The organism is Marinobacter flavimaris (genome assembly GCF_045057155.1).
Lineage (GTDB): Bacteria > Pseudomonadota > Gammaproteobacteria > Pseudomonadales > Oleiphilaceae > Marinobacter > Marinobacter manganoxydans.
The window spans coordinates 3,260,685-3,283,349 of sequence record NZ_CP171359.1 but is presented as its reverse complement, the minus strand read 5'-3'; the positions used below and the strand labels follow the sequence as shown (position 1 = coordinate 3,283,349).

At 58.2% G+C, this 22,665-nt stretch carries 19 protein-coding genes; 12 read left to right on the top strand and 7 right to left on the bottom strand.

Features of this window, described 5'->3' with window-relative positions:
* Positions 1 to 3: 3 nt before the first annotated feature.
* Positions 4 to 447: a methylglyoxal synthase gene (locus tag ACGK9W_RS15410; RefSeq protein ID WP_008175765.1), complete on the bottom strand. Its 444-nt coding sequence runs from the start codon at positions 445 to 447 to the stop codon at positions 4 to 6.
* Positions 448 to 530: 83 nt separating this feature from the next.
* On the opposite strand from ACGK9W_RS15410, the gene ACGK9W_RS15405 reads away from it, so the two are divergent.
* A complete protein-coding gene (locus tag ACGK9W_RS15405; RefSeq protein WP_008175767.1) occupies positions 531 to 1,322 on the top strand; it encodes an ATP-binding protein in 792 nt (263 codons plus the stop codon).
* Here ACGK9W_RS15405 and ACGK9W_RS15400 read toward each other — a convergent pair whose 3' ends face one another.
* From ACGK9W_RS15400 to pdsR, 3 genes are read right to left on the bottom strand one after another with little or no spacing between them, the layout of a single operon-like run.
* Entirely contained in the window at positions 1,323 to 2,630 is a 1,308-nt protein-coding gene (locus ACGK9W_RS15400) for a DUF3422 family protein (RefSeq protein ID WP_008175769.1), read from the bottom strand.
* 18 nt (positions 2,631 to 2,648) lie between these two features.
* Positions 2,649 to 4,679, bottom strand: a complete 2,031-nt coding sequence (locus ACGK9W_RS15395) for an ATP-binding protein (RefSeq protein WP_008175771.1) — start codon at positions 4,677 to 4,679, stop codon at positions 2,649 to 2,651.
* Between the two features lie 3 nt (positions 4,680 to 4,682).
* A complete protein-coding gene (gene pdsR, locus ACGK9W_RS15390) occupies positions 4,683 to 5,384 on the bottom strand; it encodes a proteobacterial dedicated sortase system response regulator (RefSeq protein WP_008175773.1) in 702 nt (233 codons plus the stop codon).
* A 193-nt stretch (positions 5,385 to 5,577) separates the two neighbouring features.
* On the opposite strand from pdsR, the gene ACGK9W_RS15385 reads away from it, so the two are divergent.
* The 5 genes from ACGK9W_RS15385 to ACGK9W_RS15365 all read left to right on the top strand — a co-directional run bounded on the left by ACGK9W_RS15385 (position 5,578) and on the right by ACGK9W_RS15365 (position 9,897).
* A complete protein-coding gene (locus ACGK9W_RS15385; RefSeq protein ID WP_405417416.1) occupies positions 5,578 to 7,821 on the top strand; it encodes a marine proteobacterial sortase target protein in 2,244 nt (747 codons plus the stop codon).
* The gene (locus ACGK9W_RS15380; RefSeq protein WP_008175776.1) at positions 7,818 to 8,408 is read left to right on the top strand and encodes a class GN sortase; all 591 of its coding nucleotides are present in this window, start codon (positions 7,818 to 7,820) and stop codon (positions 8,406 to 8,408) included. The genes ACGK9W_RS15385 and ACGK9W_RS15380 overlap by 4 nt, the downstream gene beginning before the upstream one ends.
* Before the next feature lie 48 nt (positions 8,409 to 8,456).
* Positions 8,457 to 9,155, top strand: coding sequence for a lysophospholipid acyltransferase family protein (locus ACGK9W_RS15375; protein WP_405417414.1), 699 nt, complete (start codon positions 8,457 to 8,459; stop codon positions 9,153 to 9,155).
* 95 nt (positions 9,156 to 9,250) lie between these two features.
* On the top strand, positions 9,251 to 9,493 hold the full coding sequence (locus ACGK9W_RS15370) for a GlsB/YeaQ/YmgE family stress response membrane protein (RefSeq protein ID WP_008175780.1): 243 nt from the start codon (positions 9,251 to 9,253) through the stop codon (positions 9,491 to 9,493).
* Between the two features lie 2 nt (positions 9,494 to 9,495).
* Positions 9,496 to 9,897, top strand: coding sequence for an MAPEG family protein (locus tag ACGK9W_RS15365; protein ID WP_041645712.1), 402 nt, complete (start codon positions 9,496 to 9,498; stop codon positions 9,895 to 9,897).
* Positions 9,898 to 9,962: 65 nt separating this feature from the next.
* Here ACGK9W_RS15365 and ACGK9W_RS15360 read toward each other — a convergent pair whose 3' ends face one another.
* On the bottom strand, positions 9,963 to 10,616 hold the full coding sequence (locus tag ACGK9W_RS15360; protein ID WP_405417411.1) for a DUF2202 domain-containing protein: 654 nt from the start codon (positions 10,614 to 10,616) through the stop codon (positions 9,963 to 9,965).
* 308 nt (positions 10,617 to 10,924) lie between these two features.
* Positions 10,925 to 11,365: an OmpA family protein gene (locus ACGK9W_RS15355; RefSeq protein WP_405417409.1), complete on the bottom strand. Its 441-nt coding sequence runs from the start codon at positions 11,363 to 11,365 to the stop codon at positions 10,925 to 10,927.
* A gap of 322 nt (positions 11,366 to 11,687) precedes the next feature.
* Between ACGK9W_RS15355 and ACGK9W_RS15350 the strand changes: the two genes are divergently transcribed.
* A complete protein-coding gene (locus ACGK9W_RS15350; protein WP_405417407.1) occupies positions 11,688 to 13,136 on the top strand; it encodes a rhomboid family intramembrane serine protease in 1,449 nt (482 codons plus the stop codon).
* A gap of 120 nt (positions 13,137 to 13,256) precedes the next feature.
* Here ACGK9W_RS15350 and ACGK9W_RS15345 read toward each other — a convergent pair whose 3' ends face one another.
* A complete protein-coding gene (locus tag ACGK9W_RS15345; protein ID WP_405417404.1) occupies positions 13,257 to 14,711 on the bottom strand; it encodes a hypothetical protein in 1,455 nt (484 codons plus the stop codon).
* Between the two features lie 144 nt (positions 14,712 to 14,855).
* Here ACGK9W_RS15345 and ACGK9W_RS15340 point away from each other — a divergent pair, with 144 nt between their 5' ends.
* From ACGK9W_RS15340 to ACGK9W_RS15320, 5 genes are all read left to right on the top strand, one after another.
* Positions 14,856 to 16,679, top strand: a complete 1,824-nt coding sequence (locus ACGK9W_RS15340) for an ABC transporter ATP-binding protein (protein ID WP_405417402.1) — start codon at positions 14,856 to 14,858, stop codon at positions 16,677 to 16,679.
* A gap of 169 nt (positions 16,680 to 16,848) precedes the next feature.
* Positions 16,849 to 17,436, top strand: a complete 588-nt coding sequence (locus ACGK9W_RS15335) for an SCO family protein (RefSeq protein WP_405417400.1) — start codon at positions 16,849 to 16,851, stop codon at positions 17,434 to 17,436.
* On the top strand, positions 17,433 to 18,953 hold the full coding sequence (locus ACGK9W_RS15330) for a methyl-accepting chemotaxis protein (protein WP_405417398.1): 1,521 nt from the start codon (positions 17,433 to 17,435) through the stop codon (positions 18,951 to 18,953). The genes ACGK9W_RS15335 and ACGK9W_RS15330 overlap by 4 nt, the downstream gene beginning before the upstream one ends.
* Positions 18,954 to 19,213: 260 nt before the next feature.
* Positions 19,214 to 21,973: an aconitate hydratase AcnA gene (gene acnA, locus ACGK9W_RS15325; protein ID WP_273157430.1), complete on the top strand. Its 2,760-nt coding sequence runs from the start codon at positions 19,214 to 19,216 to the stop codon at positions 21,971 to 21,973.
* 78 nt (positions 21,974 to 22,051) lie between these two features.
* On the top strand, positions 22,052 to 22,591 hold the full coding sequence (locus tag ACGK9W_RS15320) for a bacterioferritin (RefSeq protein WP_405417396.1): 540 nt from the start codon (positions 22,052 to 22,054) through the stop codon (positions 22,589 to 22,591).
* Positions 22,592 to 22,665: the final 74 nt, after the last annotated feature.

The window sequence follows — 22,665 nt, the reverse complement described above, 5'->3', positions numbered from 1 at the left end:
TACTCAGGTGCTCACTGGGCGGCCGGTGTAATCGGAGAAGTCCGGCTTTTTCGGATGATGCTGGTCGTCTGTCATGTACGCCGAGGTAAGAATGAATTCGGCAGTTGCGCGGTTGCAGGCCACGGGAATGTTCCAGAGCGCGGCAATGCGCAGCAGTGCCTTGATGTCCGGGTCATGGGGTTGAGGTTCCAGAGGGTCCCAGAAGAACACCAGCAGGTCGATTTCGCCCTCGGCGATCTTGGCGCCGATTTGCTGGTCGCCGCCCAGCGGACCGCTTAGCAGGCAATGGATATCGTCCCGCTCCAGGTTATCCCGAAGCAGCCGGCCCGTGGTGCCGGTGGCGTAGAGTTTCAGCGGGGCAAATCGGGTGCGGTTTTCGGCAACCCAGTCCACCAGTTCCTTTTTCTTGTTGTCGTGTGCCACCAAAGCGACGGATTTTACGGCCATTTGGGGTAAAGTCTCCTGTTATCAAGGTTTTTACGGTGCCAGTGTTTCACAGGCTGGCCCGGTTCGGAATAGGAAAGAGGTTTATGTCCGCGACAACATCGTTTGACTGGCAATCCACACCGGCGGCTGTCTGGCGTCGGCATCGGTCGGGGCTGCGCGCCATCCGACGGCTCGATCCGGTGCAATGGCAGGATCTGAAGGGCATCGACCGACAGCAGCAGGCTCTGGCCCGCAATACCGAACGGTTTCTGGCCGGTGAACCCTCCAACAACGCGTTGCTCTGGGGCTCACGCGGCACCGGCAAGTCGTCGCTGATCAAGGCGCTGTTGAACCGCTACCAGGAGCGTGGGCTGCGGATGATCGAGGTGGACAAGGATGATCTGGTCAACCTGCCGGAAATTGTCGATGAGATCTGCGAGCTGCCGTTCCGGTTTGTGATCTTCTGCGACGACCTGTCGTTTGACGTTGGTGAGTCCAGCTACAAGGCCCTGAAAAGTGTACTGGAAGGTTCCCTGGAACTGCCCCCGGAGAATGTAAGGGTGTATGCCACCTCCAACCGCCGTCATCTGATGCCGGAGTTCATGTCCGATAACCTCAAGAGCGAAATGCGCGACGGTGAGCTGCACCCGGCCGAAGCCATCGAAGAGCAGGTGTCCCTGGCGGACCGGTTCGGTCTTCAGCTTTCGTTCTATGCGTTTTCGCAGGCTGTGTACCTGCAGGCGGTGGACGCGCTGTTCCCCGACTTTGATGACCGGGAAGGCCTGCATCGGGAGGCGATCCGCTTCGCCACTGCCAAGGGCGTACGCAATGGTCGCACGGCCCAGCAGTTTTACCGGCAGTTTGCCGGCGAGCAGGATCTCGGCAGGCTGAAGTAGCTACTGCCGTTTTGCCATCTTGATGAAGTGATGGTGGACCACCCGAACCCCGAGAAACACCAGGGTCATTACCACCGGAATGGCGATGCCCAGAACCAGGGTCTTGTTGAAGACAACACCGGCTTCGTAAACCGAATCCAGCCCGAATTTGAGCAGGCCGATCAGGTAATAGGTGATGGCCACCACCGAGAAGCCTTCCACCGTATGCTGCATCATCAACTGGATCTTGGAGCGCCGGTCCATGGAACTGAGCAATTGCTGGTTCTGGCTCTGGATGGCCAGTTCCACCCGGGTGCGCATCATGTCCGAGGCCCGGTCGACCCGTCGGGAAAGGTCTTCCAGCCGTTCGCTCACCGCTTCGCAGGTTTTCACTGCCGGAGTCAGTCGGCGGGTCATGAATTCGGTCAGGGTCAGGTGGCCGGAGAGTTCGTCTTCCCGCAATTCTTCCAGGCGGGTCAGTACCAGCCGGTGATAGGCGCGGGTGGCAGAGAAACGGAACGTGGAGTGGGCCCGGAAGGCCTCGATACGGGCCGCAATGTTGGTCAGTTGGGCCAGCAGTTTTTCTTCGTCCACATCCTCATTTTCCGCCAGTGACCGGGTGATCACGGCCAGTTTTTCATCCATATCGTTCAGTGACGGTGTGATTTCCCGGGCAACGGGGAGTGCCAGCAGTGACATCAGGCGGTAGGTTTCGATTTCCATCAGGCGCTGGGTCAGACGGCCCAGCTGGCTGTCCGACATGTGGTGGTTCATCACCATGAACCGGCCAAAGCCGTCACTGTGTAGCCGGAAGGTGCCCCACACCCTGGCGGCACCCTCCTGGGGACTGCTCCCGACCAGTCGCATGCCTTCGAAGTGCTTGCGTACATAGTCCAGGTCGCCTTCGGTTCCGTCAGCGGCCGGCCGTACTTCCAGGTGGAATGCCGCAATCACTGTACCGGTCAGCTGTTCCAGCCACCCCTCCGGCAACGGTGTAATGCCGGTCTCGCTAAAGGGTGTTTCCTCACCCGCAGCCAGGTTGATAAAGGTGTAGGACGCGAATTCCATGTGCATCTCGCGACGCACCCGCAGGGCACCGAAGGTATGTTCAAAGCAGCCCACCTCGTTCTCCGGTACCGGATGCCCCATCAGCCGATGGAGTTCCTGCAGGTGCCGGAATTGTTCCTGCCGTTGCTCAGGTGTTGTCAGAACCGCCATCTGGGTAACCCGCGCCGGTGTCGGTAGCACCTGGAACGGCCTTGAGTGCAGCTCGTTGTAGAGATCGTTCCGAAGCGGGTGAATGTCGAGGGATTCCAGGCGTGCGCTCACGGCAGGGTGGTCCTGTGGTCAAGAGTGGATAGCTGGGATCATAACCCGGAAGCACACACCGTCAATGCCACCTTGGGCGCGGTTCCGGGCTTCCACATGGGCACCATGGTAGTCGGCAATCAGGTTGACAATGAGTAGCCCCTGTCCAAGGTGGCCCTGTTCCTGGCCGTCCCGCATTGAAACGAAGGGGCTGAAGATGTCAGTTGTTGTGTCTTCGGGCAGCGTTGAACCCTCATTGAAGACCGACAGACACAGCCCTTCCGAAGTTGTTTCCAGGCCTACCTCAATCAGTCCATCCTGTGGTGTGAAATCCCGGGCGTTATCCACCAGCTTGTCGAGCAGTTGCACCATCAGTTCTGGCGAACCCGTGATCTTGCAGCCTGCCTGCGGCCCCGAGTAGCGGATCTGATGGCTGCTGTCGAGGGCCTGATACGCAGCGGTTGCTTCTGCGGCCACCTCCGCCAGATCGAACTGTTCTTTATCCGCATGGTCCAGGCTCTGCTCCAGACGCGCCGCTTCGCTCATGCCATGGAGTATCTGCCGGAGGCGTTCGGTGGCGGAAGCGGCCCTTTCGATGTATTGCCTGCGCTCTTCCTCCGAATCGCTGTGGTTGAGGTTTTCCAGCGAGGAACGAACCACAGCGACAGGTGTTTTAAGTTCGTGAGAGAGTCGCCGGGAGAAGCTTTCCAGGTAGCGGTTGTACCCGTGGAGACGATCCACCATCAGGCTGAAGTGTCGCTGCAACTGGCCCAGTTCGTCCTTGCTTCGGGCATCCGGCACTCTGCCCGTGATCCGGCCGTCTTCATCAATACTGGCGCTGACAGCACGCTGCAGCCGGGTAATCCGCCAGGACAACCAGCTGGCATAGCCAAGCAGAACCAGGGTGAGAGCGACAATGATGAGGGTGCTGCGGGCAATGACCGAGCCGAGGGCAGAGCCGGAGAGGGTAAGAAGCTGATCCAGCGACTGCTCCAGAATCAGCGTGCGGCCACCGAAAACCTCCCGGGTGGTCAGCAGCCAGACGCTGTCATCTTCATGACGGACCAGGCTCGTTTCCGGTAGCGCCTCAACGTCCACACGGTTGGTGTCGGTTTCGATTGAGGTGGGTTCTGGCTGGTAAAGGCGCACCAGGCCCCTGAGTGCATTGAGACTGATCTTTTCGATCACCTGCACCGGGCTGAGACTGTCGAACTCTGGCGCTGTGACGGCTGAGTCAGCCTGTTGTCTCGCGATGACCCATCCGGCCGGTTCAACCAGTCGGGCCTGCTGGCCGGGGTTAAGTTGTGGTTCCAGCTGTCGCTCCAGGGCGAGATTTCGACTGACCAGCACCGGCAATGGGTCAACCGACGTGGAGACGCCGGTTACCTGATCACTGCCCCATAAGGCGGCAAAACCCAGGCGGCTGCGGTCGACAGGCATGGGCAGTTTCAGTTCCAGCTGCCAGCCATCACCGGCGCCCTGCAAAAAGCCGGAGAGGCGATAGTCAGGCTGGCCGCCTTTCTCTTCAAGGCCATAGAGCTGGCCGGGAGCCGGTGTGCGCAGTAACCAGGACTGCCGGCCGGATTCCTGGGCCAGGTTGCCGCCTGAGGGCTCTAGCCAGAGCCTCAGCCGGTCATGGGCCTGTTCCGGGCTGCCGGGATTAAAGAACACGGGTTGCCTATGGCTAACGCGAATTAGCAGGTACAGGTTCCGTCTATCGGTAGCGGCCTGCCATTGCAGAGCCGTTTCCCCGGCTTTGCCGCTGGTGACCCTTTGCCAGTTTCTGGTCTGGTTTGCCTCGTCATATCCTGGCCAATCGTCAGCGTAACCATCCAGGTTCAGGTTGCCGGCAAAAGGTTCCACGTAGATGGCGGGCTCACCGGGCCGGACCACCGGCGTACCGATGATCTGATCGCCGGCAGTCGCGGCCAGTCTTTCGGCCTGGGCCTGGAGTTGCTGCCGGGCCTGTTGGCGAAGGGCATCGTCCAGCTCCAGAACAAACTGAAGGCCCGCCCAGGGGATCAGCAGCATCAGAAGGCTGGCAACGAACAGCTGGCGCTTGAGATTCAAGACTCAGACCTCACGGGCGTTCCACCGGTAGCCCATGCCGTAGGCGGTCTGTATGCCGTCAAAAGTTGCGTCAATCTGCTGGAACTTGCGGCGGATACGCTTGATGTGGGAGGTGACCGTATTGTCATCCAGCACCGTGCTTGCGGCTTCCATCAATTGTTCCCGGCTGCGGACATGGCCGGGGTGCTGAACCAGCGAGTGCAGCATCCAGAATTCAGTGACGGTCAGGTCGATGGGCGTTTCATCCCAGGCCACTGTCATGCGATCCACATTGAGGGAGAGTTTGCCCCGCTCGAGCACCTCGTCCGGTTTCTGCAGGGCTTCGGCCCAGGCGTCGGCCCGCCTGAGCAGGGCGGTAACCCGGGCCAGCAGGTGGTCCAGGCTCATGTCCTTGGTGACGTAATCATCGGCCCCAAGGCGCAAACCGTGGACGGAATCGATGTCGCTGTCTCGGGCGGTCAGGAAGATAATCGGCAGGGTCTGGGACAGTGACCTCAGATCCTGGCACAGGGCGAAGCCACCCTCCGGCTCATCGCCCAGGCCAACGTCGATGATGGCCAGGTCCGGCAAGGACTGCCGCAACACCTGCCAGGCCGACGACCGGTCGCCATGGGCGGTCACGCGATAGCCACGGCGCTCGAATGCGGCGCGGTAGTTGTCGCGGATGGCGGGTTCGTCTTCGATCAGTACAACGTGTTTCTTCATGGTGGCGGCTGCTTCCCGTTGCCGGTGTGTGCCTATTTAACCACGGCAGGTGCTGATAACAAGCGCGCAGGTCGTTGTTGCCATAATTCATCATTTTTTGAGGGTGGTTTGTCGCTTTCTGCCATGGGAGTTCCTCTCCGGATTGCTGAAATGGCGGTGTTTCGCACAGTCATGCAGTCACAAGGATTCTCTCATGATGCTCTCCAATTCTCTCTTGCAGCTCTACTCGACTTCTTCTGATAAGAGTCTGCCGCCCGGCCAGCGCCGGGTACCTTCCGAAACACGCTGTGAATACGTCCCTGTACGCTCGGCTCCGCCATCCATGGCTCCGCACGGTTTCGGAAGGTACCCGGCGCTGGCCTCTTTCATGAGCCGCTTTCTGCACCGTCGTTTCAAGCAGATCTGTGAGGGAATTAGCCTCTGGCTGGCAGTTTTGCTGATGCTGTTTGTTCACCCACTGTATGCCGAGGCGAATGAGGCAGACAAGGTCGGCCAGTTGCATTTTGTCGACGGCCAGGGGCAATGGCAGGAACCGGCGCTGGTGCTGGACAGTGAATTCGACATTCAGGTCAGCGGACTGATTGCCGACACTCGGTTGCTGCGCAGTTTCCAGAATACCAGCGACCAGTGGCGCGAAGGCGTTTTCGTGTTCCCGTTGCCCGAGAAGGCCAGTGTGTACGGTCTGACGATGACGGTGGGGGAGCGGACCATTGAGGGCAAGGTGCAGCCCAGGGAGACGGCGCGGCAGACCTATGAGAAAGCAAAGCAGGCCGGGCAGCATGCGGCGAATGTGGAGCAGCAGCGTCCGAATCTTTTTACTGCCCGGGTTGCCAATATCCCGCCGGGGGAGACGGTTTCGGTTAAGCTGAAGTACCAGCAACCGGTGCAGTATCAGGCCGGGGTGTTCGAGCTCACTGTGCCGACCACGCTGACGCCGCGTTACATGCCGGGAGCGCCGGTCAGCACCGCACCGGATCAGTGGCAAGGCGGGTGGGCGCTGCCGACGACCGAGGTGCCGGATGCCGGTGCCATCAGTCCGTTTACGGTAACCCCGGATGATGTGGCGGCCGACAGCCACCGGGCGGTGATTAATCTGGTGATTGATTCCGGGCTGCCGCTGGAGAGCGTCTCCAGCCCGTCCCACCGTCTCGCGACCAGTCAGGATGGCCAGACTTTCAGGATTCGTCCCGATGGCGGCGAGATCCTGATGAATCGTGATTTCGTGGTGCGGTGGCGTCCGGTTGCCGGGCTGGAACCCTCCGCAGCGGTTTTTCACCAGTCCTGGCAGGGTGAGGACTATCTCATGGCGATGCTGGTGCCGGGCGAAAACGGCGCCATGGCGTTGCCCCGGGATCTGGTGTTCGTGATCGACACCTCCGGTTCCATGGCGGGCGAATCGATCCGCCAGGCCCGAGATGCTCTTCAGGCCGGTCTGGACACACTGACACCGAGGGACCGGTTCAATGTCATCCAGTTCAACAGCCAGACGCATTCCCTGTTCATGCAGCCTGAAGTGGCCACCGGTAACAACCTTGCCCGGGCGCGTCAGTATGTGGATCGCCTTCGTGCCGACGGTGGCACCGAGATGGCTCCAGCCCTTTCCAGAGCCCTGGAAGGCGGAGGCGAGACTGAAGACGGCGCACGGGTGCGCCAGGTCATTTTCATTACCGATGGCGCGGTGGGAAATGAAGCTGCGCTGTTCCGGCAGATCCGCCAGCAGCTTGGAAACCAGAGGCTGTTTACGGTGGCTATTGGCTCTGCGCCGAATCGGCACTTCATGCGCGAAGCCGCCCGCTGGGGGCGGGGTACCTACACGGCGATTCACTCGCCTTCCGATGTGGATGGACCTCTGCAGGCCCTGTTCTCAGCCATGGAGTCACCGGTTCTGACCGATATCGGGGTCAACTGGCCCGGCCAGAAAGCCGGTCAGGAGTCGTTTCCGAGACGCCCGGGCGATTTGTTCCAGGGCGAGCCGCTGATTCATGTGGTTCGTGGCGTCCCGGCCATGGGGCAGCTGGAGGTGTCGGGGCGCCTGCCGGGTGGCAAGGACTGGACCAGAACGCTGGACCTGCAGCAGGCCGCCCCGGCAACCGGGCTTCATCGGCATTGGGCGAGAGAGAAGATCGACAGCCTGGAGGATGAGGCCAGGGTGACGGGCCGGGAGCCGGACAAGGCCGGCATTACCGAGCTGGCGGTCAGCCATGGCTTGATGTCGGCCTACACCAGTTTTGTGGCCGTGGATTCCACGCCGGCCCGGAGCCCAGAAACGCCAATGGAATCGGATAATTTGCCCACTCTTCTGCCGGCGGGCAGCCAGGACGGCATGCTGCGCTATCCGCAGACGGCAACGTCGGCGCCGCTGCTGATTGCGCTCGGCCTGGTCGGGCTGATGTTTTCCCTGGCGATTGTGCTGCTGCAGAGGAGGGCGTTCCCATGACAAGGCTCCTGTTACTGTTATTGACCAGCTCTGCTACCTTGTTGGTATTCGGGTTATGGATTCCGCTCAAGGCGGTTATTGCCCAGGAATTACTGGAGATGGCCTGGGCGGAAAGTCAGGCCCGGCAGACGGACTCACGGCCCTGGCCCTGGGCGGACACCTGGCCGGTAGCTCGCCTGGCCATTCCGGAGCTGAACGACACGATGATTGTTCTGGCCGATACCCACGGCGAGAGTCTGGCGTTTGGTCCAGGCCGGTTAACCGGAAGCAGGGATCATGGCGGAGCCGTGATCATTGCCGGGCACCGGGATACCCATTTCCGGAGCCTGAAAGCGCTGGAGACCGGCAATGAGGTTCGCCTGCAAGGCCGGGATGGCCGGTGGCAGAGTTACCATGTAGACGGTGCCCGGGTGGTGGATAGCCGTTCAGAGCTGATTGACACCCAGCGTTTGCCGGAGGGGACGCTTCTGCTGGTGACCTGTTACCCGTTCGACAGTGTCGATGCCGGAGGGCCGCTTCGTTACGTGGTAAGGGCCTCGGCAAAGGGCAAACAAAGGGAGCAAATTGACACTGTTGCCGGAATATAAAGTTGGCGTACACTTGTGCGCCAAAATTTCGCTGCAGAGTTTGGTTGCATGGGTATTATCAGAAAACTGCTGGCGTGGCTGAGCGTACCGATCATTTGCCTGTTCGCGCTCGTGTTCTACGCGGCGAGGCCGTTCAATCCGGACAACAACCGTATCCTGGCGCGCGTCGTCGCTCGTTTCGGGCGGGCGGTTCTGGGTATGGAGCGCCCTCTTGAAGGCTGGGAAAACATGCCGCAGGACCGGCCTACCGTCGTCATTGCCAATCACCAGCACAATGACGATCTGTTTGTTGTGGGCGACTTGTTGCCGCCGCGCACCGTCACGGTTGGTAAATCGTCACTGGTCTGGGTGCCTTTCTTTGGCCAGGTCTTCTGGCTGGGCGGTAACGTTATCCTTAATCGCGGACGCTCCCACAAGGCCATTGCGGTCATGAAGGCCACCAGCAGCGCCATCGCACGGGATCGAAAGAGCCTCTGGGTGTTCCCCGAAGGCACTCGCAGCAGGGGCCGGGGACTGCAGAAATTCAAGAAAGGCGCGTTTCACGCAGCGGTAGCATCAGGCGCGCCCATCACCATGGTCTGTGTTCAGGAGTACGCCGATGAGGCCGTCGGCTGGACAGGCCGGCGTGAGTCAGTGGCCATTCGGGTTTTACCGCCCATCGAAACCGAGGGTCTCACGGTTGATGATATTCCGGAGCTGATCGAGCGTTGCCACAAAAAAATGTCGGAGACGATTGCCACATTGTAATCGCCTCGTCTGGAAGTGCTTGAAGCACTTCGGTAAACAGGGCAGTCTTGCGGGACTGATCGTTTCGTTCAACGACCCTCAGGGAGAGGCAAGAGATGAATCTGATTCTGTTTTTGATTATAGGCGGTGTGGCCGGTTGGCTGGCTGGTTTGATCATGAAGGGCCGTGGTTTCGGCATTCTGGCCAACATCGGTATTGGTATTGTCGGCTCGTTTCTCGGCGGTTTTGTGTTCCGCCTTCTGGGTCTGGCGGCCCAGGGTGCTGTTGGTGAGCTGGTCACCGCAACGGTAGGCGCTGTGTTGCTTCTCGCTATTGTTAGTGCAATCAAGAAGGCCTGAGCATGATCGTACCCGTAACCGGAGTGTTTGCCGCAGTTATCGGCATTCTTTTGCTGGTGTTGTCGGCGCAGGTCGTCAAATTTCGTCTGAAGTACAAAAAGGGCCTGGGCGTCACCGATGATCGGGATTTCGAGGCCGCGGTCCGGGCCCACGCCAACCTGGTGGAGTATGCGCCACTCGGTCTGCTCATGCTGGCTATCGCTGAGCTCAACGGCGTTTCCAGTACTCTGATTTACTGGACCGGTATGGCGCTGGTGGTTGGCCGCATTCTTCATGCCTTCGGCATGATCAACGGTCGCGGTGGCACCCATTGGGCCCGTATGATCGGCATTCTGCTGACCTGGCTGGCGATTCTGGTGACAGCCTTATTGCTGTTGTGGAACGTCTGGCAGGTTTATGGCTAGACCAGAAAAGAACGGGCGGCCAATGGCCGCCCGTTCTGCTTTCAGCAACCCGGTTTTATACCCGGTCAGTCTTCAACCTGGCTCTCATCCTCCAGGATAAGCTCTACTTCTTCCGCATCCAGTACCTGAGGCTCATAGGTCAGTCCCTGTGCCTCGATCACGCTTACAAAGGCTTTCAGGTGGCTTTTTGATCCATCCAGCAGGTTGGAATAGGCAAGAATGATGGCGCGCTCATCGGTTTGATTAATCGCAGCCAGAATATCTCTCATATCCTTCTCTTCGATCAGGCCCCCTACGAACAGGCCATCAACAAACGAGTTTTTTCCCTTGGCAACCAATTCGTCATACAGGGCCTGAAGTTCCTGATTGGTGAATACGCCGATCGTGTCATTCACTACCGGGTCTTCAACATCAAACTTTTTCAACAGGTAGTCTACGGTGCTGGTATGGGATTCTTCGGACAGCGCGATTCTTGCGAATACCTGCGTTCTGTCGCCCCAGTACTGGTCCATTGTGAGATAAACGTCTCGGGCCAGCTTTTCCTCTTCGCGCATGAACTGCAGATCGCTCACCTCAATGGTGGTCAGATCTTCCAAATCGGCAGTTTCTGCCGATCGACCCCCGCCGTCGCTGTTGCGCGGACCGCCTGCAGCGAATGTGGCGCTGGCAAGGAACATCGAACCAATGAGTGCGGCAGTGGTGAAGGTTTTTGCGTTCATAGTGACCTCTCTAGTCAGGTAACAGTTAAACCCTGGATACATGACTAAGACGAGGAATTCGGGCAAAAGGTTCGTTAAATAAATGTAAGTTTGCTTTCTAGTTTGTAAATAACGTCTTGTTTTTATTGAATAATAATTTTCAGTTTTAATGAAATTGATCCGTTTACCGCTTCAGAAATCGGAATAATTAAGATTTCATAAAAGCCGCCGACAGCGGTTGCAGGGTGTTCCATCACGCCTGTGCAGGGTGCATCCAGCCCCCGCTATGCGGTAAGTCCGGGGGCGGCCTATGGGGTTGGTGTTGCCGCTCAGAGTGCCTGGGCGACATCCATGTTTATGTATTCCAGTTCTACTCGGCGGTTGGCAGCCCTATCTTCCGGCGTTGCCAGAGGGCGCGCTGAGCCCCAGTGCCGCATTAGAATCCGGGATTCCTCCACGCCTTCCTGAATGAGACTTCGCGCCACTGCATTGGCCCTCAATCGTGACAGAAACTGGTTGTAATCCTCCGAACCGAAGTTGTCGGAATGGCCATGAATCCCCACGCTCACGGAAGGATGCTCCTTCAGGTAGGCGGCGTGCTGTTGCAGGAAGGCAATGTCATCCTTGTCCAGTGAGTGCTTGTTGAAGCCGTAATGGAACTTCATGCGGTGAGGGCGTCTGGTCCCGGCATCGTAAGTGGCAGCGGTGAAGCCTGCGGCCATCGCAGCATTGGCGATCAGGCCCGGGTTATCCAATACAAGTACGGTCATCTGAAAATCCTTGGTTCGGTATCCGGTTTTTCTTGTTATTCCTGTTCACTATTGGCCGGAGCAGGAATAACGGCAATTGGCGAAAAGTCGATACATGTCCCGGCACAGTACGTCGCTGGAAATGATTTAATGTCATTTGTGTGACGCGCCAATGACAGTCTCACCGGTAGTCCGGGCTTTTCCGACTCTGTGGGGTGTGCCACATTTGCGGGATTGACCCATAGCGACCTTTGCGCTGGATTCCATTTGAGCGCGAAAAGAAGGCGTGGCTGTGGTAAAAAGCAGACTTTCAGGGACAGATTATGATGAATTGTGACCGCCCATGCTGATTATCCCCGCCGAGAACGCCATCAACTGGAAACGCCCGCCCTGGGTCACCCTGGGCCTGATCATGGCCTGCCTGCTGGTTTTCCTGTTTTATCAGGGGGACGACAGCCGGAAACTCGAGCAGGCCGTTGAACAGTACCTGGCCGCCGACCTACATGAGCTGGAGGGGCCGGCCTACGAGGATTACCTGCAACGGCAAATCCAGTTCCAGGGTGAAGAAGGCCGGGTGTACGAACTACAGCAGTTTCAGCAACTCCGGGAAGAGAACGAAACTTTCTGGCTGGCCATCAATCTGATGATGGATCGGGAGTTCTACCAGTATCTGCTGCAGAACCGTGATGTGATCTGGGCGCCGACAGAAAGGGCCCGTTGGCAGGAGCAGCGCACTGCGATAGAGCAGCAGTACATCCAGAAGCTGAGTGCCAACCAGTTGGGACTGGTTCCTGCCGATCTGTCACTGTATACCCTGATCACCTACCAGTTTCTGCACGGCGGCTGGGGCCATATCATCGGTAACCTGATCTTCCTGTTCCTGCTGGGATTCACCGTTGAGAAAGCCCTGGGGCCGGGTCGGTACCTGATTGCCTATCTGGTTTGCGGTGCCTTGTCCGGCCTGATGTTTACCGCGGTTTCGGCGGGTAGTTATGTACCACTGGTGGGTGCCTCGGGCTCGATCTCCGGCCTGATGGGCATGTACGTAGCCATCTATGGCCTGCAGAAGATCCGTTTCTTCTACTTTCTCGGCGTTTACTTCAACTATTTCCGTGCCCCGGCTATTGCTCTGTTACCGGTATGGGTCGGCAAGGAAATCTACGATTACTGGTATGCCGGAGCCACCGGTATCGCCTACATGGCCCACGCTGGCGGTCTGATCGCAGGTGCCGGCCTGGTCTGGCTGCTTGGCAAAAGCTGGCTGCAGGTGCGAGAGGAATTTTTTGAACCGGAAGAGGAAGAGCAGGATGCCCGGTTTACCACCGGTTACGCCCAGGCCATGGCCAGCCTCGGCCGAATGGAGTTCGATCTGGCCCGGCGGCAATTCGAGGCTCTTCGTGAGCACTATCCGGAACGCCATATTCTGCTGGAACACCTTTACCAGTTGGCCAAACTCCGCCCGGACTTGCCCGAATATCGTGATCGCGCCAAAGAGCTGATGAACGATGCCCTCAGCCGGCGCCAGCCAGAGCAGATGATTGCGATTTGGCAGGAATACCTCGGCAAGGGGGAGAGCTATCAGCCACTAGCGGCAGACGACCATAACCGGGTCCTGTTCACCAGTCTCAAGCAACATGACCTCAAGGCTGCAGAGAAAGCTTTCGAGCGGCTCAGAAGCACAGGCGATGACATGCTGACTACCGAGGCCTGTCGGTTGCTTGTGGAAGAGTTTGAAAAGCGCCAGATGGCGCCCAAAGCTCGTCATTATCGTCAACTTCTTCAGGCCGGCTAGCCTCGGGGCAGCAGGGTATGGGAGGGGCTTCCCAAAACACGCTGTGAATACGTCCCTGTACGCTCGGCTCCGCCATCCATGGCTCCGCACGGTTTTGGGAAGCCCCTCCCATACCCTGTGTCAGTCCTGGGCAGAAAACGTTGCTTTCGGTCCCTTCAGCGGCTCTTTATTCTGCGCCTGCTCCAGATAAACCGTAATCTGCTCATGCAGCGGATGATTCACACATTTTTTCTGGATAAACGTCAGGAAGGCCGTTGCCTTTTCCCACTGGGACAAGCCGTTGGCCAGGGTCTGGGCGACCAGCAGATAGGCTGGGGCCAGCTGTTCGCTGTCCGGGAAGCGTTTGTGGAAATCCTGAAGCACTCGCAAGGCCGGTTTGAACTGGCCCCGGTGGTACAGGGCCCGGGCGCAGCGCACCGACAGGTCCGGATCCTCCAGTTTGAAGCCGGGTTCTGCTTTCTGGATCGTATTCAGCACACCGGCAATGCCCTCTCCGTCGTTGCGATCGGCCAGCCAGCCCAGAATGCGCGGGTGGTAACGGTAGAGTTCGTCGGTGTCCTGGCGGGCCGTCAGTAGCTGGTACAGCTGGCCGATTCTCAGGGCGTTATCACGGTCCCGCTTCAAAGCTTCCTTCAACATGCTTTGCACCCGATCGTAGTTGCCGTCTTTCAGGTTCATGTCGATATCGGCATCAAAGCGAGCGGTGCGGTCGCGCTGGTGGGTGTCCTGCCCGGCGGTTTCATCCTGGATATCCGAGGCGAATCCCAGCTCTTCCTGATACTGGAACAGCAGGTAGCCCAGCATGTGGAACAGGATCAGTGTGAAGGTACTGTTCAGGAAGCCGGCCAGGGGCTGGGCGACCCAGAACGGGAAGTGATTAACGGCGAAGTCCTGGGCCGCGCCAGAGGCAAGGGTGAGCAGGATCAGGTAACCGTAGAGCAGGAAATAGGGGGTGCCGATTCGCGAGATCAGCACCGCCAGATTCATCGGATTCACCGCCGCGCCCACCGAGCGCTCCATGGCCAGCACCATGATGCTTGCCGGCAGTGCCAGGATGACAAATGCCAGCGCCAGCAGCATCAGGATCGGGCCGCCGAGCATGGCGGCAGCGCCAACCAACCCGCCCATCAGCACGAAGACCAGCAACTGCAGGATGACAATATCAAAGCCACTGCCGGTGAAGGCGACGGACACGGCGGGCGGTTTCAGGTGGCCTTCAGCGGTGTGGTTGATCACCGCATAGGTGTACTTGAACAGAGCCAGGGCAAGCACCAGCCAGATCAGAATGCCAATCAGGTTGGCGGGGGCGACTACCGGCACCAGGGTACAAATGGCGATCACGATGAGCGGATCGGTATGGAACGGGTAGCGGAAGAAAGCGCCGAGTCGCTGCCAGAACGGGACCACTTCGGTGGCGGCGCCCAGGTATCGCATAGCCTTGCTGCAGTGCGGACACAGGGCCCGACGCTGTCGGGTATCGGCGTCGGGCATGCAGCGGCTGCAGTAGTGAATCTGGCACTCCCCACAGTGCCATTTGGCAGGGTCGCCGGGGTGATAGTGGCAATCGTGTTTCACAGGTGCTTGTGTCCTGGTCCATCAGAAAATCGTTGGGTCATGATGACAGATGTCGGTTTTGATCGCAGCAAACCAGTTAACAGGTAGACTATTGTGAATTCCCGGGCGTATCCAACCGGGCACATTTCATTATCCGGAGGTTGCTTGGAACACCCCCAGAATAGCGTAACCGGTATCGACACCCGTGAAACCCGGCAGCAATACACCTGGCGGGATATCTTTGGCCTTGCGCTCAAGCACAAGCCGAGACTGGTGCGTGCCAATCTGCTGGCTATCATGGCTACCATCATGAGTGTGCCAGTTCCGCTGCTGCTGCCGGTTCTGGTGGACGAAGTGTTGCTGGACGAGCCGGGCCCGGTGTTACCGGTAATGGATTCCTTCCTGCCGGGGAGCTGGGAAACGCCGGTGGTCTACATCGGCCTGATGGTTGTGGCGGCTTTTCTGCTTCGTGTGGCGGCACTGTCGTTCAACGTCTTGCAGTCCCGGGAGTTTTCCAAAGTCTCCAAGGATGTGGTGTTCCGTATCCGTTCCCGGCTGCTCGGGCGTTTGCAACGGGTTGCTATGTCCGAGTATGAGACCCGCGGCTCGGGCGGAATCAGCAGTCACTTCATCACTGACCTGGACACCGTAGACCAGTTCCTGGGCACCACCATCAGCCGTTTCCTGGTGGCGAGCCTGACTGTGCTGGGTACCGCCATGGTCCTGCTCTGGGTGCACTGGCAACTGGGCCTGCTGATTCTGCTGTTCAACCCGCTGGTCATCTTCGCCACGATTCTGATCGGCAAGCGGGTCAAGGAACTCAAGAGGCGGGAGAACAGCGCTTATGAGGAGTTCCAGGGGGATCTGACGGAAACCCTGGATGCGATTCACCAGCTGCGGGCAGCCAATCGGGAAAAGCATTACCTGCGCCAGCTGATTGACCGCGCCCGCAACGTGCGGGACCACGCGATCCAGTTTGAATGGCGCAGCGACGCAGCCAGCCGGGCCAGCTTTGCCCTGTTCCAGTTCGGCGTCGACGCGTTCCGGGCGGCCGCGATGGTGACCGTGCTGTTCAGCGACCTGAGCATCGGCATGATGTTCGCCATTTTCGGCTACCTCTGGTTCATGCTGACGCCGGTTCAGGAAATGCTCAACATGCAATACGCCTGGTTCGCTGCCAATGCGGCGCTCGGGCGTATCAACCGGTTAATGGATCTGAAAGAAGAGCCCCGCTATCCGGCGCTCGAGAATCCGTTCCGCGACCTGCATACCGTGGGGCTCACCCTACGGAATATCCACTTTGCCTACGGCGAGGAGGAGGTCCTTCGAGGCATCAACCTGGAGTTGGCGCCGGGCGAAAAAGTGGCGCTGGTGGGCGCCAGCGGCGGCGGTAAATCCACCCTGATTCAGGTCATCCTGGGCATGTATACGCCCCAGCAGGGTGAGGTGCTGATTGATGGCGTTCCGGTTCAGCGTATCGGGTTACCGTGCCTTCGGGAGCATGTGGCGACGGTGCTCCAGCACCCGGCGCTGTTCAACGATACCGTTCGCCAGAATCTGACTCTTGGGCGGGACAAACCCGACGCGGCACTCTGGGACGCCCTGCGAATTGCCCAGCTGGATACCACGGTTGCGGCCATGCATGACCAGCTCGATACGGTGATCGGCCGTCAGGGCGTGCGACTGTCTGGCGGACAGCGTCAACGCCTGGCCATTGCCCGGATGATCCTGTCAGAGCCTTCAGTGGTGATCCTGGATGAAGCCACCTCGGCTCTGGATGCGGAAACAGAGTTTCAGCTCCATCGGGACCTCGAAGCTTTCCTCAAACAGCGCACCACGCTGATCATTGCCCATCGCCTCAGCGCCGTTAAACAGGCAGATCGTGCCTGTGTTTTCGAGGATGGCCGGATTATCGAAGAGGGTCACCACGACGAGCTCATTGCCAAAGAAGGGCTGTACGCCCAACTTTATGGCGAGCGCCAGATGTAATCCTGTCCCTAAAGTTTACTTCTCATTACAACAAAAAAAGATCTGTCGCTTTTTGCGTCTGTAAAAGATTGGAAATGCAAGTTCTAGGGGCTAAACGTTGCGTAATGCACCTATAGCCCGGTTTCAAACTTCTCTGCAAACTTGCGCCGATCTTTCACGGACAGGAAAAGTGAACAGGAAAACGACAAGTATTCTGCTTTTCGCCGCAGCTTTCCTGCTGGCACTCGCGCTCCCGGTGATGCCGTCGCTGCTGAACAACAGCGGGTTTTACGGGATGGCGATCAATGAGCCGGGAGAAAACCTGATCGGCTACCAGCCTCCGCAGGAAGGGCTTGCCGTTATTTTCTTTGGTTATCGCCAGTGCGGAACCGTTTGCCCGGTCCAATTGGTCAATCTGATGGAGCTGAGCCAGCTTTTGGATGGGGCTGAGGTCGAGTTCCTGTTTGTCACCCTTGACCCGGAAAACGACACGCCGGAAGTCCTTAACCAGACCATGGAAAGTCTTGGGAAGGCGTTCAGATACTATCGGCCGGAAAATCACCGGGCCGCTCGAAAACTGGCTTCAGCTTACAACGATTTTGCCGTTAAACAGGGTAGTACCGAGGATGATCTCATTGCTCACAGCGCACATCTGCATGTGGTGACGGGAGAGTTCCGCAGAAAGCTGGTTTACACAACGCCAAGCCTGAATCTTGAGCTGGTTGAACAGGATCTTCGCCGCTTACTAAAAGACAAAAATAGCGAGAGTTCCACATGACGACAGCGGTAAACAGTCAGTCTTATGAAGTTGAAATCCGGGAGCGCAACGATCAGCAAATGTTGGTTATCCTTCTGGCCCATATTCCGGTGGTCGGCTTGCTGGTGCCGATGGGTTATGGCACCACCACGTTTGCTCTGATTGCATCTTTGTTAGTGGGAGGGCTTGCAACTGCCGGCTTCTATACGATGCGGGGAACGAGGGCCTCGTCGTCACTGTTCGCGGTCTGCCTGATGCTGTTCTCGGCCATCATGATCCAGGCCCAGATGGGGCGGATCGAAATGCACTTTCACATTTTTGCCGCGCTTGCTTTGGTCATTATCTATCGTGACTGGCTGCCAGTAGTGGTGGCTGCGGGCACCATTGCCGCTCATCACCTGGTGTTAACAGGTCTTCAACTTAGCGGAGCATCGCTGGGTGATATGCCGTTGATGATCTATAACTACGACTGCAGCTGGTCAATGGCGTTTCTGCACGCTGCCTTTGTGGTGTTTGAATCGGCAATCCTTGTATTTTTTGCGATTCGAATGGGCGAGGAGCAAAAGCAGTCGATCAGGATTATCGAGATTATTCGGGGCTTCGACAGCAACAACGATCTGACAGCCCGTCTTGATGAGGCAGACAAGAGCGTCACGGCCAGTTCCTTCAATAATATGCTTGAGCGGTTCGTTGAGTTGATTGCCAGACTCAGGGAACTGTCAGAGCAGCTGCGCTCAAACGCTAATGAAATGACCAGCGTTAGCGATACCACGACGCAGATCACCAGTGAGCAGCAGGTCCAGACCGATCAGGCGGCAACAGCTACCAACGAGATGTCAGCCAGCATCCAGGAGGTGGCCAGCAACGCCCAGTTGGCTTCTGATGCGGCTGGTAACGCATCGGCTGCGGCAAGCCGGGGTGGCGAGGCCATGACCAATGCCTCAAAGCTGACCGAGGCCACTGACGAGGCGCTTGAGAGCAGCGCCAGTCGGGTCGATGAACTGAGCGAAAAGATTGAATCCATCGCTTCTGTTGTCGGTTCCATCAACGCCATTTCCGAGCAGACCAATCTGCTGGCCCTGAACGCCGCCATCGAAGCCGCGAGGGCCGGAGACCATGGCCGTGGATTTTCAGTGGTAGCGGATGAAGTAAGGGCGCTTTCCCTTCGCACCCAGGAGTTTACCGATCAGATTCGGACGACAGTGGGCGAATTGAGTGAAATCTCCGAAGCCACCAAGGCATCCATGGAAATGGGGCGTACACGCTCTTCCGAATCCACCCGGGCAATGCGGGAAACCGGCGAGGCAATCCGTGAGGTTGAAGCAGCCATCGGCGAGGTTTCGCGAATGAATTACCAGATCGCATCGGCCTCGGAAGAGCAGGCAGCCACGTCGCTTCAGATCAATGAGAACATCCATTCCATCGCCAACCGGAACAACGATGTGGTATCCGAGGCGGAGCGGGTCAGAACCATGGCTTCAGACCTTGAGGCGGTCACCGAAAAACTGAATGAACTGGTGAAGCTGTATCGCATCTAAACCTTCCAGGAACTGATGTCGGAGAGTCGTCCGGCTTTCCGACGTTGGTCTGATATTCACCGCGCTGATGCCGAACATTCACCGGCCCGCGGTTGAACTCTCGTTAATTGCTGCAATAGTTAAAGGTGACTTCATGCTGTGGAGTCCTTTCATCAGGCTATTGCCCGGTATGGGATTGCTTTCCCGGTCGATGCGTTGCTGAAAGGGCTTCGAAAGAGCCTTCCGGACTACGCGGATAACGACGAAAAAGGAGGCACCACATGTCGAACGAAAGTCTCAGTAAAGACAGTCTGAATACCCTTTCCAGCCTGGATGCTGGCGGTAAAACCTTTCATTACTACAGCCTGCCCAAGGCTGCGGACACCCTCGGCGACCTGAATCGCCTGCCGTTTTCGCTCAAAGTGCTGATGGAAAACCTTCTGCGCAATGAGGATGGCACCACCGTGGACAGAAGCCACATTGATGCCATGGTGCAGTGGATGAAGGATCGCTGTTCCGACACTGAAATCCAGTTCCGGCCTGCCCGCGTGTTAATGCAGGATTTCACCGGCGTGCCCGGCGTCGTCGACCTGGCTGCCATGCGTGAGGCGGTCAAGGCAGCCGGTAAGGATCCGGCGATGATCAACCCGCTGTCGCCGGTGGACCTGGTGATCGACCACTCTGTGATGGTGGACAATTTTGGCGACGCCTCTGCGTTCAAGGACAACGTTACCATCGAGATGGAACGCAACCAGGAACGCTACGAGTTCCTGCGCTGGGGCCAGCAGGCGTTCGACAATTTCCGTGTGGTGCCACCGGGCACGGGTATATGTCACCAGGTAAACCTGGAATACCTCGGCAAGACCGTCTGGCAGAAGGACCAGGACGGCAAGACCATCGCGTACCCGGACACCCTCGTGGGCACAGACTCCCATACCACTATGATCAACGGCCTGGGCATTCTTGGCTGGGGCGTTGGCGGCATCGAAGCGGAAGCCGCCATGCTGGGCCAGCCCGTCTCCATGCTGATTCCGGAAGTGGTGGGCTTCAAGGTCACCGGCAAGCTTCGTGAGGGCATCACCGCAACAGATCTGGTGCTCACCGTCACCGAAATGCTGCGCAAGAAAGGCGTGGTGGGCAAGTTCGTGGAGTTCTATGGCGACGGCCTGAAGGACATGCCGGTGGCAGACCGGGCCACCATCGCCAACATGGCCCCGGAATACGGCGCCACCTGCGGGTTCTTCCCGGTAGATGAGCAGACCATCAAATACATGCGCCTGACCGGCCGTGAGGAAGAACAGCTGGAGCTGGTGGAAGCCTACGCCAAGGCCCAGGGCTTGTGGCGTGAGCCCGGCCATGAGCCGGTGTACACCGACAACCTGGAACTCGACATGGGCGAAGTTGAGGCCAGCCTTGCCGGCCCCAAACGCCCGCAGGATCGTGTTGCCCTGAAAAACATGAAGTCGTCCTTTGAGCTTTTGATGGAAACCGCTGAAGGGCCGGCTGAGAACCGTGAGGCGAATCTTGAGTCTGAGGGCGGCCAGACTGCCGTAGGCGTCGATGACAGCTACGAGCACCATGCCAGCCAGCCCCTTGAGATGAATGGCGAGAAAAGCCGGCTCGATCCGGGCGCCGTGGTCATTGCGGCGATCACGTCCTGCACCAACACCTCAAATCCGAGCGTTATGATGGCCGCAGGCCTGATCGCCCAGAAAGCGGTCCAGAAGGGACTGAGTACCAAGCCCTGGGTCAAGACATCGCTGGCGCCGGGTTCCAAAGTCGTCACTGACTATCTGAAAGTGGGTGGCTTCCAGGACGATCTGGACAAACTCGGCTTCAACCTCGTCGGCTATGGCTGCACAACCTGCATCGGCAACTCCGGGCCTCTGCCGGACGCGGTAGAGAAAGCCATCAGTGATGGTGACCTGACCGTGGCCTCTGTGCTCTCCGGCAACCGGAACTTCGAAGGCCGGGTGCATCCGCTGGTGAAAACCAACTGGCTGGCATCGCCGCCTCTGGTGGTTGCCTATGCGCTGGCCGGCAACGTGCGCCTGGATCTCTCAAAAGATCCGTTGGGCAACGACAAGGATGGCAACCCGGTGTACCTGAAGGACCTCTGGCCGAGCCAGCAGGAGATCGCTGAAGCGGTGGAGAAAGTGAAGACCGATATGTTCCGTAAGGAATACGCGGAAGTCTTCGATGGCGACGCCACCTGGAAGTCCATCAAGGTGCCGGAAAGCAAGGTGTACGAGTGGTCCGACAAGTCCACCTACATCCAGCATCCGCCATTCTTCGAAGGCCTGAAGGAAGAGCCGGATGCGATCGACGATATCAAGGATGCCAACATACTGGCACTGCTGGGCGATTCGGTGACTACCGACCACATCTCACCGGCCGGTTCCTTCAAGCCGGACACCCCTGCCGGACAATACCTGCAGGAGCACGGTGTCGAGCCGAAAGACTTCAACTCCTATGGCTCTCGCCGGGGTAACCACGAAGTCATGATGCGTGGCACCTTTGCCAATGTGCGTATCAGGAACGAAATGCTCGACGGCGTGGAAGGCGGTTACACCAAATTCGTGCCCACGGGCGAACAGATGGCGATTTACGATGCCGCCATGAAGTATCAGGAGAAAGGCACGCCGTTGGTGGTCATTGCCGGCAAGGAGTACGGTACCGGCTCAAGCCGCGACTGGGCGGCCAAGGGTACCCGTCTTCTGGGTGTGAAAGCTGTGGTGGCCGAATCCTACGAGCGCATTCACCGCTCCAACCTGATCGGTATGGGCGTAATGCCACTTCAGTTCCCGGAAGGCACGGACCGCAAGAGCCTCAAGCTCACCGGTGAGGAAACCATCAGCATCGAAGGCCTGTCTGGTGAGATCAAGCCGGGACAGACCCTCAAGATGACGGTGAAGTACAAGGACGGATCCACGGAGACCTGCGAGCTGAAATCTCGCATCGACACCGCCAACGAGGCCGTCTACTTCAAGCATGGCGGCATCCTCCATTACGTGGTGCGGGAAATGTTGCGCACTGCCTGAGTGGACAGGGTGAAATGGCATAGCGGGCGGCCGCTATGCCGAATTCAAGAGATCAATGAGAGAAACGAGAGAGACATTATGACCGATCAACCGTTTCTGACGGACGTCAAAACCCTTCGCGAAAGGGCCCGCAGACATATTGAAGAAGGGGCCCTGACCGAGGGCTATGGCGCCAACCGCGACAATGTCGTAAAAATCCTGAACGAGGCGCTGGCGACCGAGATCGTCTGCACCTTGCGTTACAAGAGCCACTATTTCCGTGCAGATGGCATCAATGCCAATGTTGCTGCCCAGGAATTCCTGGAGCATGCCGATCAGGAACAGCAGCACGCCGATTGGCTGGCCGAACGTATCGTGCAGTTGGGTGGGAAACCGAACTTCTCGCCCGAAGGTCTTTTAACGAGGTCCCACGCTGAGTTCGTTGAGGGCGATACATTACGGGAAATGGTAGTGGAAGATTTGGTGGCGGAGCGGATTGCCATCGACAGCTACCGCGAAATTGCCCGTTATCTGGGCGATCAGGACCCGACCTCACGGCGGATTATCGAGGAAATCCTGGCTCAGGAAGAGGAGCACGCCGACGATATGGCGGGCTTGCTTGAAGGTCTGGATAGCTAAGCCGCCTGACCGTGGAGAGTAAAAGTGCTGCCTTTCAGGCAGCGCTTTTATTGCCGGTTTAGGCGACTGGCAAA